The following is an 11540-nucleotide window of genomic DNA, read 5'->3' on the forward strand; positions in this document are numbered from 1 at the left end:
TCCCCCACTAGCGCTGGGGCGCGGTAATCGTGCACGGGGTGGCCGGCGGATAACTGCCCGACACCGCCCGCAGCCGCCCGGGCGGCGGCCACGGCCGCAGCCCCAGGTTGGCGAGATAGCGCAGCGGGTTGACGTGCGAGCCGCGCTGGCGGACCTCGAAATGCAGATAGCCGTCGTCCGAGTCGCCCTCCGCGCCGATCGCGCCGAGCCGCGCACCCGCGCGCACCCGATCCCCAACCGACATCCCGTTTCGCTCTACCGGGCGAAACACATAGACGACGTCGAGGTCCGGGCCCTGCGAGATCGTCATCGACAACAAGCCGTCGACATCAGCGACAGCGCTGACCGCCCCGGACACCACGGCGTACACGGGTGTTCCCGGGTCGGCGGCAAAGTCGACACCGGGGTGAAAACCACCGGCGCGTTGCCCGTATCCACGGCCGATGGCCCGCGGTTCCCGGTCAATCGGCAGCCGCCCGCCCGGCTCGAGCGGGTCGAAGTCGCCGCGGATGCGCCGCTGATAGTCGGCTTTGAGCAGGTCGACCTCGTCGAGCGCGTAACCGAATAGCAGGGACCGGTCGTAGGCCACCCCGAAGTTGTGCCGGTAATCCGGATCGAGCCGGAGATAGTGCTCGACTCTCGAGATCCGCTCCGCCAGCGTCGACCAACCGTCGTGCACCAGCCGGACCCCCTCCAGCCGGCCGATCCGACCGTGGTCGGTGATATTGGCCGGCCAGTGCGGGTTGTGCATCAGCTTGATCCCGGCACGCAGACCCGGAGACCAGCGCCAGAAGGGCCCGCGCAGCGCTTCAGCGGTTCCCATGACCGGAATCAGCTCGGGGTATTCGGGATCGTCCCAACTGGACACGATCGGGCACAGCAGCGCCGCCACGTCCTCGGGGGTGCGGGCCAGGGCCGCACGGACATCGATGTCGGTCTCGACAAGCCAATCCGCGTCGACCATCATCACCCAGTCCGGGCGACAGAAATCGGCCATCCGATACAGCAGTTCCAGCCCGGTGGACTCCGGAATCAGCCAGGGCGTGGCGGGAAGATCAGAACGGGCACGCACCACATTCGTCACCGCAGGGTGGTTCGCCAGAATCTCGGCGGTGTCATCGGTGCTGCGGTCATCGATCACATAGATGTCGTCGCTGAACGCAGCCAACGAGTCCAACGTGCGCACCAACGTCCGTCCGGCGTTGTGCGCGCGTGTTACCGCCAGAAGCCGCATGCAGTCTCTCTATCACCCGAGAACGCAAAAGCCAGTAGCTGGAAGAATATGCAAGTGTGAGCGACGCCTTGGTGATCGGTTGCGTCGGGACGTTGGTGGTCGCGACCCGCGGCAAACACGGTGCCGGCGAGGTCCTGCCACCGTTCGGGGCTCCAAGGAGGCCTTCCTGGCACGATCTGACCATCCGTTACCCAAAGGCACCACGGTGCTGGTGGTAGGGGTTCGGGGAGCCCGGACGGTGCTCGTCGTGCTCGTCGAGCCCTGGAACGATCTGGTCGTAACCGAACTTCTCTGATCCAAACCACGAAAAATTCAAGGAGTCCAACAATGCTCGGTTACAAGGTTCCCGATCCGGATGAGGCGATGCTGATATCCGGGGGCCGGGTCAAAGGCAACGCGCCGTTTCGCGTGGTAACCGGCCGCGGGTCCTTCGTCGTTCCGCTCTTCCGTAAGGTCCGCTTCCTCACGCTGGCGATGTGTGAAGCCGAGGTCGCCGAGAAATGCGTGACCCAGCAGGGCATCACGCTCAACGTCCGGGCGGTCATCGCCTTCAAGGTCGGCAACGACACCGAGAGCATCATCGCCGCGGCGCAACGACTCCTCTCCGAACAAGACCAGATGTCGGTCTTGACCGGGCGCATCTTTGCCGGCCACCTGCGCTCGATCATCGGCTCCATGACCGTCGAAGAGATCATCCGGGAGCGCCAAAAGCTCGCGACCGAGGTGCTCGACGGTTCCAAGGAAGAGATGGCCCGAATCGGCCTTAACGTCGACGCCCTGCAGATCCAGTCGATCGACGACGACGGGCTCGGCTACATCGACGCGATGTCGGCACCGCACAATGCGGCGATCCAGCAGCAAGCACAGATCGCCCAGGCGCAGGCCAACCAGTTGTCCGCCGAGGCAGAGCAGGAATCGCAGCGCAAGCAAGCCGATTTCGCCCGTGAGACCACCATTGTCAAGGCGCAATACAAGGCCGAGGTCGACAAGGCTCAGGCCCAGGCCGCCCAGGCCGGTCCGCTGGCCGAGGCCCAGTCCCAGCGCGAGGTGCTCGAGATGCGCACCGAACTGGCCGAGCGGGCCGCCGAGTTGCGCCAGCAGGAGCTGGTCGCTGAGGTGGTCAAGCCGGCCGAGGCCGAAGCCGAGCGGGTCCGCATCCTGGCCGTCGCCGACGCCGAGAAGATGAAGATCCAGGCCGAGGCTGCGGCGTCGCACAACCGGGTGGCGCTGGATCGCATGCTCATCGACCAGCTGCCCGACATCGTCGAAAAGGCCGCCCTGGGTCTCTCGGGCGCAAATCTCACCGTGCTCAATGGCGCCGACGGGCTCAGCCAGGTGGCCGCGGGGCTGGTCTCTCAAGGGGTCGCCATTTTCGACGCGATGCGCGGCAGCGTCGCTGACGACAACGACGGGGAGAACGCGGTGGCGCCCTGGAACGCCGGAACCACAGACAACGTCTAGCAAGGCGGTTGGCGCCACCGGCGGGTGGCCACGACGGTCCGAGGCAAGCCGCAGGACTTTATCGGGCTGTAAACGCTTCACGAATACGGGTGACGGCGGCCTGTCAGTGGTGTAACACTGGAACGCCACATGGCCGATGAGTTATTGGCAAACGGAACTACGGGCAACCCACATCGGACGAAAGGTCGACGGACGTGAGTGAGGAAGTCCAATCACCAGGGCTGGCGGAGGCAGCGCGCGATAACCTCGCCGCCGAGCTGGCCCGGCTCCGGCAACGCCACGACCGGCTGGAGATCGAGGTCAAAAACGACCGCGGAATGATCGGCGATCACGGCGACGCGGCTGAGGCGATTCAGCGCGCCGACGAACTGGCCGTGCTGACCGAACGGATCCACGAGCTCGATCGGCGACTGAAAGCCGGGCCATCCAACGCGACCGGGTCCGAAACGCTGCCAAGTGGCACCGAGGTCACCTTGCGCTTCGACGATGGCGAGGTGGTCACGATGCACGTGATCGCCATCGTCGAGGAGAACCCGGTCGGCCACGAGTACGAGACGCTGACCGCGCACAGCCCGCTGGGGCAGGCCCTGGCGGGGCGCCAGGCGGGTGACACGGTGACCTACTCCACCCCGCGCGGACCGAGCCAGGTGGAACTCCTCTCGATCAAGTTGCCCACCTAGTAGCGCCCGTTCCCGACAGAACGCCAGAATCGCTCGCCAACCTGGTTAGACTTCCCCCGATGATCCCGCCAGAGCCCGCTGCCGCGCCCGCCGAAGAGCACCAGCGCCAGCATTTGCATCTGACGACTCAGATGATCCGCTTCATCGTGACCGGCGGTTTCGCGGCATTCGTCGACTTCAGCGTGTACGTGGTGCTCTACAAGGTGGTCGGCCTGCAGGTCGACCTGTCCAAGTTCATCAGCGTCGTGATCGGCACCATCACCGCCTACCTGATCAATCGCCGGTGGACGTTCCAGGCGGCACCAAGCGGGGCGCGATTTGCCGCCGTGATGGCTCTCTACGGGGTCACCTTCGCCGTGCAGGTCGGAATCAACCACCTCTGTCTTGCACTTATGCACTATCGCGGGTGGGCGATACCGGTCGCATTCGTGATCGCCCAGGCCGTTGCTACGGTGATCAACTTCGTGGTGCAGCGGGCCGTGATCTTCCGTAGACACTGAGCCGGTCCCGCCCAAACTGCACTTTCCCGCCGGCAAAAACGCCCGCTACCGGCGTGAGCGTGGGCATCCTTGCCGAACCAAGCGGTACCCTCTTTGACGATGTTTAGCGCGCCCGTTCCCACCACACCCACCCGGCTGACCGGATGGGGTCGAACCGCGCCGTCGGTGGCCGAGGTGCTCCGCACCCCAGATCCCGAGGTGATCGCGACGGCTGTCGCGCGTGTCGCCGACACCGGCGCCAGGGGCGTCATCGCCCGCGGCCTGGGCAGGTCCTACGGCGACAACGCGCAAAACGGCGGCGGGTTGGTGATCGACATGAGCCCGTTGAACAAGATCCACTCGATCAGCGCCGACAGCACGCTTGTCGACGTCGATGCCGGGGTGAATCTCGACCAGCTGATGAAGGCGGCGCTACCGCTGGGCCTGTGGGTCCCGGTATTGCCGGGCACCCGGCAAGTCACCATCGGCGGTGCGATCGCATGCGACATCCACGGCAAGAACCACCACAGCGCGGGCAGCTTCGGCAACCATGTGCGCAGCCTGGACCTGCTGACCGCCGACGGCGAAGTCCGCCACCTCACTCCGACGGGCACCGAGACCGCAGACACCGAGCTGTTTTGGGCCACCGTCGGCGGCAACGGCCTGACCGGGATCATCCTGCGCGCCACCATCGAGATGACACCCACCGAGACGGCGTACTTCATCGCCGACGGGGACGTCACCGCCAGCCTGGACGAAACCATCGCGTTGCACAGCGACGGCAGCGAAGGCCACTACACCTATTCCAGCGCCTGGTTCGACGCGATCAGCGGGCCGCCCAAGCTGGGCCGTGCCGCGGTGTCGCGCGGCTGCTTGGCCACCATCGACCAGCTCCCCACCAAGCTGCAACGGGATCCGCTGAAGTTCGACGCGCCGCAACTGCTCACATTTCCCGACGTATTCCCCAATGGGCTGGCCAACAAATACACCTTCGGGCCCATCGGCGAGCTCTGGTACCGCAAGTCCGGCACCTATCGGGGCAAGGTCCAGAATCTGACGCAGTTCTACCACCCGCTGGACATGTTCGGTGAGTGGAACCGCGCCTATGGTCCGGCGGGTTTCCTGCAATATCAGTTCGCGGTTCCCACCGAGGCGGTCGACGAGTTCAAGCGGATCATCGGCGACATCCAGGCCAGCGGGCACTACTCATTTCTCAATGTGTTCAAGTTGTTCGGCGCCGGGAATCAGGCCCCGCTGAGCTTCCCGATTCCCGGCTGGAACATCTGCGTCGACTTCCCGATCAAGGCGGGTCTGAACGAGTTCGTCAGCGAACTCGATCGCCGGGTCATGGAATTCGGCGGCCGCCTCTACACCGCCAAGGACTCTCGTACCACCGCTGAAACCTTTCACGCCATGTATCCGCGCATCGACGAATGGATCGCCGTGCGCCGCAAGGTGGACCCCTGCGGGGTGTTCGCCTCCGACATGGCCCGGCGTTTGGAGCTGCTCTAAATGGTGCTGGACGCCGTAGGAAATCCCCAGAGCGTGCTGCTGCTCGGCGGCGCCTCCGAAATCGGTCTGGCCATTTGCCAGCGCTACCTGCGTAACGCTCCGGCCCGGATCGTGCTGGCCTGCCTGCCCGACGACCCTGGCCGCGACGACGCGGTCGCGCAGATGAAGGCCGCCGGCGCCTCCTCGGTCGAGCTGATCGACTTCGACGCGATGGACACCGACAGCCACCCGAAGGTGATCGAGCAGGCATTCGGCGGCGGCGACGTCGACGTGGCCATCGTCGCGTTCGGTTTGCTCGGCGATGCCGAAGAGCTGTGGCAAAACCAGCACAAGGCCGTGCAGATCGCCGAGATCAACTACACCGCGGCGGTGTCGGTGGGCGTGCTGCTGGGCGAGAAGATGCGGGCCCAGGGCTTCGGTCAGATCATCGCCATGAGCACGGTGGCCGGTGAACGCGTACGACGCTCCAACTTCGTCTACGGATCCACCAAGGCCGGCCTGGACGGCTTCTACCTCGGGCTGTCCGAGGCTCTGCGTGAACACGGGGTTCGTGTCCTGGTGATCCGGCCGGGTCAGGTGCGCACCCGGATGAGCGCACACGTCAAGGAAGCTCCACTGACGGTGGACAAGGAGTACGTCGCCAACCTCGCGGTGACCGCCGCCGCAAAAGGTAAGGAACTGGTTTGGGCGCCAGCAGCATTTCGCTACGTGATGATGGTGTTGCGTCACATCCCGCGGAGCATCTTCCGCAGGCTGCCAATCTGAGTATGCGTAATGCACTGGCCACCCTCGGCCAGATGGCGGCCGCGGTCCTGGTGGCCGTGACGGTCGCGGTGGTCGCCCTATCCGCCATTTCGCAGGTGCAGTGGCCGGCCTTTCCGTCGTCCAACCAGCTGCACGCGCTGACCACCGTCGGCCAGGTCGGCTGCCTGGCCGGCCTGCTCGGCGCCGGCTGGGCCTGGCGACGCGGCGGCCGGCTGCGGCGGCCGGCTCAGCTGGGTGGCTTGGTGTTCGTCTCGGCGTTCACCGTGGTGACGCTCGGCATGCCGCTGGGGGCCACCCGGCTGTACCTGTTCGGCATCTCGGTGGACCAGCAGTTCCGCACCGAATACCTGACCCGGCTGACCGACAGCCCGGCACTGCACGACATGACCTACATCGGACTGCCGCCGTTCTACCCGCCGGGCTGGTTCTGGATCGGCGGTCGCGCCGCGGCGCTGACCGGCAGCCCCGCCTGGGAAATGTTCAAGCCGTGGGCCATCACCTCGATCGCGGTCGCGGTCGCGGTCGCGCTGGTGCTGTGGTGGCGAATGATTCGCTTCGAGTACGCGCTGCTGGTCACCATCGCCACCACGGCGGTGACGCTGGCCTACAGCTCGCCGGAGCCCTACGCCGCGATGATCACGGTGCTGCTGCCGCCGGTGCTAGTGCTGACGTGGTCGGGCCTGCGCGCCGGCGCCCCGCCCGCCCCCGAACGTCACGCCAGCGTGGCGCCCGACGCCGAAAGCCACGCTGACGTGACGCGGGGCGCCGAGGCGGCTCGGGGCTGGGCCGCGGTGGTCGGCGCCGGGATCTTCCTCGGCTTCGCCGCCACCTGGTACACGCTGCTGGTGGCCTACAGCGCGTTCACGGTCACGCTGATGGCCGCGCTGTTGGTCGTGTCACGGTGGCGCCGCGGCGGGCTCAGGGCCGCGGTGGATCCGCTGCGACGGCTGGCCGTGATCGCCGTGATCGCTGCGACGATCGCGTCCACCACCTGGCTGCCCTACCTGTTGCGGGCGGCCCGTGCCCCGGTCAGCGACACCGGCAGCGCCCAGCACTACCTGCCCGCCGACGGCGCCGAACTGACCTTCCCGATGCTGCAGTTCTCGCTGCTGGGCGCGCTGTGCATGCTGGGCACCCTGTGGCTGGTGGTGCGGGCACGGTCCTCGACCCGGGCCGGCGCCCTGGCCATCGGCGTGCTGGCCGTCTACCTGTGGTCACTGCTGTCGATGCTGACCACGCTGGCGCGCACCACCCTGTTGTCGTTCCGGTTGCAGCCGACCCTGACCGTGCTGCTGGCCACGGCCGGGGTCTTTGGCTTCCTGGAAGGAACGCGTGCGCTGACCGTCCGCAGCCGCGCCGCGCTGCCCGTCGCCGCCGCGATCGGACTGGCCGGGGCGATCGCGTTCAGCCAGGACATTCCCGACGTGTTGCGGCCCGACCTCACGATTGCCTACACCGACACCGACGGTTACGGCGAGCGCGGCGATCAGCGCCCGCCCGGTTCCGAGAAGTACTACTCGACGATCGACACGACCATCCGCAAGGTCACCGGCAAGCCGCGCGATCAGGTCGTCGTGATGACCGCCGACTACAGCTTCCTGTCCTACTACCCCTACTGGGGTTTTCAGGGTCTGACGTCGCATTACGCCAACCCGCTGGCGCAGTTCGACAAGCGCGCGGCCCAGATCGAGAGCTGGGGCAAGATCAAGACATCCGACGAGTTCGTCCAGGCCCTGGACAAACTGCCCTGGCCGGCGCCAACGGTTTTCCTGATGCGACGCGGCGCCGGTCCCGGTTCGGGCGCTAGCTACACCCTGCGGCTGGCCGAAGACGTCTACCCCAACCAGCCCAACGTCCGGCGTTACACCGTCGACCTCAAGGCCGCGCTGTTCGCCGACCCACGCTTCACCGTCGAGACCATCGGCCCCTTCGTGCTGGCCATCCGCAAGCCGGCGGCGAGCGCCTGATGGCGACCGAGACCGCACCCGGCGCATTGGAACAATTACCATCTACGTCCGTGAGCGATTCGGGAGCAAAGTACCGGATTGCCCGACTCGTCGCCGTGGTCACGGGTCTGCTGGGGACCCTTCTGGCGCTGGCAACCCCGCTGCTGCCGGTCGACCAGACCACGGCCAAGCTGAATTGGCCGCAGAATGGCACGTTCAGCAGCGTCGAGGCACCGCTGATCAGCTATGTGGCCACCGACCTGGAAGTCACCATCCCCTGTTCGGCGGCCGCCGGGCTGGCCGGCCCGCAGAAAAATGGCAAGACGGTGCTGCTGTCGACGGTGCCCAAGCAAGCCCCCAACGCCGTCGACCGTGGACTACTCGTTCAGCGCGCCAACGACGATCTGGTTCTCGTGGTGCGCAACGTCCCGGTGGTCTCCGCGCCGCTGAGCCAAGTGCTCAGCCCCGCCTGCCAGCGTTTGACCTTCACCGCGCACGCCGAGAGCGTCACCGCCGAATTCGTCGGGCTCAAGCAGGGCCCCAACGCCGAGCATCCGGGCGAGCCGTTGCGCGGCGAACGCAGCGGCTACGACTTCCGGCCGCAAATCGTCGGGGTGTTCACCGATCTGACCGGGCCGACACCGCCGGGCCTGAGCTTCTCCGCGACCATCGACACCCGCTACAGCAGCAGCCCCACCCCGTTGAAGATGGCCGCGATGATCATCGGCCTGCTGTCCACCGCGGTCGCCCTGGTCGCTCTGCACATCCTCGATACCGCCGACGGCACCCGGCATCGGCGCATCCTGTCGCCGCGCTGGTGGTCGATCGGCGCGCTGGACGGGCTGGTCACCGCCGTGTTGGTGTGGTGGCACTTCGTCGGCGCCAACACCTCCGACGACGGCTACATCCTGACCATGGCCCGGGTGTCCGAGCACGCCGGCTACATGGCGAACTACTATCGCTGGTTCGCCACGCCCGAGGCACCGTTCGGCTGGTACTACGACCTGTTGGCGATGTGGGCCCATGTCAGCACCGCCAGCGTCTGGATGCGCCTGCCCACCCTGGCGATGGCATTGACCTGCTGGTGGGTGATCAGCCGGGAGGTCATCCCGCGGCTGGGGCACGCCGTCAAGACCAACCGGGCCGCGGCCTGGACGGCCGCGGGCATGTTCCTGGCGGTCTGGCTGCCGCTGAACAACGGGCTGCGCCCAGAGCCGATCATCGCCCTGGGCATCCTGCTGACCTGGTGTTCGGTCGAGCGAGCGGTGGCCACCAGCCGGCTGCTGCCGGTGGCAATCGCGTGCATCATCGGTGCCCTGACCCTGTTCTCCGGGCCTACCGGCATCGCCTCCATTGGCGCGCTGCTGGTCGCGATCGGGCCGCTGCGCACCATCCTGCACCGCCGCTACAAACAGTTCGGCGCGCTGCCGCTGCTGGCGCCGCTGCTCGCCGCGGCCACCGTCACCGTGATCCTGATCTTCCGTGACCAGACCTTCGCGGGCGAGGCTCAGGCCAGCGTGCTCAAACGCGCGGTCGGCCCCAGCCTCAAGTGGTTTGACGAACACATCCGCTACGAGCGACTGTTCATGGCCAGCCCCGACGGCTCGGTGGCCCGTCGCTTCGCGGTCCTGGCGCTAATCCTCGCGCTCGCCGTCGTGGTGGCGATGTCGCTGCGCAAGGGCCGGATTCCTGGCACTGCGGCAGGCCCCAGCCGCCGCATCATCGGCATCACGATCATCTCGTTCTTGGCGATGATGTTCACCCCGACCAAATGGACCCACCACTTCGGGGTGTTCGCCGGGCTGGCCGGCTCGCTGGGAGCGCTGGCCGCCGTCGCCGTGACCGGGGTGGCGATGCGCTCGCGACGCAACCGCACCGTGTTCGCCGCCGTGGTGCTGTTTGTGATGGCGCTGTCGTTCGCCAGCGTCAACGGCTGGTGGTATGTCTCCAACTTCGGCGTTCCGTGGTCGAACTCGTTCCCCAGACTGCGGTGGTCGCTGACCACCGCACTGCTCGAGCTGTCGGTGATCGTGCTGGTGGTGGCCGCCTGGTTCAACTTCGTCGCCACCGGGGGCGGGCCGCCCAGGACCCGCCTCGGGGCGCGGCTGGCGCCGATCGTCCAAGCGCCGCTGGCCATTGCCACCTGGTTGCTGGTGACGATGGAAGTCGTCTCGTTGACCCAGGGCATGATGTCGCAGTACCCGGCGTGGTCGGTGGGCCGTTCCAACCTGCAGGCGCTGACCGGCAAGAGCTGTGGGCTGGCCGAAGACGTGCTGGTGGAGCTGGATCCCGACGCGGGAATGCTGCCCCCGGTGAGCGCTCCGGTGGCCGATGCGCTGGGCGCCGGCCTGTCAGACGGGTTCACCGCCAACGGAATCCCCGCCAACGTCTCCGCGGACCCGGTGATGGAGCGCCCGGGCGACCGCAGCTTCGTCAACGACGACGGTCTGGTCACCGGCACCGAGGCCGGCACCGAGGGCGGCACCACTGCCGCACCGGGCATCAATGGCTCGCGCGCGCGGCTGCCCTTCAACCTCGATCCGGCGCGCACGCCGGTGCTGGGCAGCTGGCGATCCGGCATCCAGGTGCCTGCCATGTTGCGGTCGGGCTGGTATCGACTGCCCCCCGCGGATCAGCGGAAGAAGACACCGCTGCTGGTGGTGTCCGCGGCCGGCCGGTTCGATCCCCGCGAAGTCCAGGTCCAGTGGGCCACCGATGAGCAAGCGGCCGCTGGAAAGCACGGCGGCTCGATGGGGTTTGCCGACGTCGGGGCGGCACCGGCGTGGCGCAACCTGCGGGCGACGCTGTCCGCCATCCCCGACTCCGCCACGCAAATCCGCCTGGTGGCCGACGACAACGACCTGGCTCCGCAGCACTGGATCGCCCTGACCCCGCCGCGGATTCCGCAACTGCGCACCTTGCAGGAGGTGGTGGGCTCCAAGGATCCGGTGTTCCTGGACTGGCTGGTGGGCCTGGCCTTCCCGTGCCAGCGGCCATTCGGCCATCAGAACGGTGTCGATGAATCACCGAAATGGCGGATCCTGCCGGACCGGTTCGGCGCGGAAGCCAACTCGCCCGTGATGGACAAGAACGGCGGTGGCCCGCTCGGCGTCACCGAGCTGCTGTTCCATGCGACGACGGTCGCCAGCTACCTCAAGGACGACTGGTTCCGGGACTGGGGCGCGTTGCAGCGCCTCACCCCGTACTACCCGGAGGCCGTACCGGCACGGCTGCAACTGGGCACGGCAACCCACAGCGGTCTGTGGAATCCGGCACCCCTGCGTAAGGGTTAGCGGGGCCCCGAGGCGGTGGGCAACCGCTTTGCGGACTCGCGGCCGCGCCGCACCCAATCCGCCTGTCCGACCCTTCGCCACGGCGCCGGAATCGCTTTGCGGCGGCGCGTCCTGACGGCGCTGGATCCGCCGGTCCGGGCCCTCCCCGGAGCCGCTTTGCGGCCCCGCGT

General features: G+C 67.3%; 8 protein-coding genes. 7 read left to right on the forward strand and 1 reads right to left on the reverse strand.

Annotated features, from left to right (window positions below; translation table 11 throughout):
• Positions 1–7: 7 nt before the first annotated feature.
• On the reverse strand, positions 8–1234 hold the full coding sequence (locus SHTP_RS25630) for a peptidoglycan DD-metalloendopeptidase family protein (protein WP_096372171.1): 1227 nt from the start codon (positions 1232–1234) through the stop codon (positions 8–10).
• A 327-nt stretch (positions 1235–1561) separates the two neighbouring features.
• Here SHTP_RS25630 and SHTP_RS25640 point away from each other — a divergent pair, with 327 nt between their 5' ends.
• The 7 genes from SHTP_RS25640 to SHTP_RS25670 all read left to right on the forward strand — a co-directional run bounded on the left by SHTP_RS25640 (position 1562) and on the right by SHTP_RS25670 (position 11370).
• Positions 1562–2695, forward strand: a complete 1134-nt coding sequence (locus SHTP_RS25640; RefSeq protein WP_096372172.1) for an SPFH domain-containing protein — start codon at positions 1562–1564, stop codon at positions 2693–2695.
• Between the two features lie 194 nt (positions 2696–2889).
• Positions 2890–3375 (forward strand): GreA/GreB family elongation factor, encoded by a 486-nt coding sequence (locus SHTP_RS25645; protein ID WP_012396854.1) that lies wholly within the window; start codon positions 2890–2892, stop codon positions 3373–3375.
• A gap of 134 nt (positions 3376–3509) precedes the next feature.
• Positions 3510–3875: a GtrA family protein gene (locus SHTP_RS25650; protein ID WP_096372664.1), complete on the forward strand. Its 366-nt coding sequence runs from the start codon at positions 3510–3512 to the stop codon at positions 3873–3875.
• Positions 3876–3974: 99 nt separating this feature from the next.
• Positions 3975–5366: a decaprenylphosphoryl-beta-D-ribose oxidase gene (locus SHTP_RS25655; protein WP_096372173.1), complete on the forward strand. Its 1392-nt coding sequence runs from the start codon at positions 3975–3977 to the stop codon at positions 5364–5366.
• Entirely contained in the window at positions 5367–6131 is a 765-nt protein-coding gene (locus SHTP_RS25660) for a decaprenylphospho-beta-D-erythro-pentofuranosid-2-ulose 2-reductase (RefSeq protein WP_096372174.1), read from the forward strand.
• A gap of 2 nt (positions 6132–6133) precedes the next feature.
• Complete coding sequence (locus SHTP_RS25665; RefSeq protein WP_096372175.1) at positions 6134–8098, forward strand: galactan 5-O-arabinofuranosyltransferase; 1965 nt, start codon at positions 6134–6136, stop codon at positions 8096–8098.
• Positions 8098–11370, forward strand: a complete 3273-nt coding sequence (locus SHTP_RS25670; protein WP_096372176.1) for an arabinosyltransferase domain-containing protein — start codon at positions 8098–8100, stop codon at positions 11368–11370. The genes SHTP_RS25665 and SHTP_RS25670 overlap by 1 nt, the downstream gene beginning before the upstream one ends.
• The last annotated feature ends 170 nt before the right edge of the window (positions 11371–11540 follow it).

The sequence above is a fragment of the Mycobacterium ulcerans subsp. shinshuense genome (assembly GCF_002355775.1).
Lineage (GTDB): Bacteria > Actinomycetota > Actinomycetes > Mycobacteriales > Mycobacteriaceae > Mycobacterium > Mycobacterium marinum.

What these genes read in the sequence shown, in the direction of transcription:
- SHTP_RS25630 (WP_096372171.1), bottom strand. Translation starts at nt 1,234, where the DNA reads ATGCGGCTTCTGGCGGTAACACGCGCGCACAACGCCGGACGGACGTTG.
- SHTP_RS25640 (WP_096372172.1), top strand. Translation starts at nt 1,562, where the DNA reads ATGCTCGGTTACAAGGTTCCCGATCCGGATGAGGCGATGCTGATATCC.
- SHTP_RS25655 (WP_096372173.1), top strand. Translation starts at nt 3,975, where the DNA reads ATGTTTAGCGCGCCCGTTCCCACCACACCCACCCGGCTGACCGGATGG.
- SHTP_RS25660 (WP_096372174.1), top strand. Translation starts at nt 5,367, where the DNA reads ATGGTGCTGGACGCCGTAGGAAATCCCCAGAGCGTGCTGCTGCTCGGC.
- SHTP_RS25665 (WP_096372175.1), top strand. Translation starts at nt 6,134, where the DNA reads ATGCGTAATGCACTGGCCACCCTCGGCCAGATGGCGGCCGCGGTCCTG.
- SHTP_RS25670 (WP_096372176.1), top strand. Translation starts at nt 8,098, where the DNA reads ATGGCGACCGAGACCGCACCCGGCGCATTGGAACAATTACCATCTACG.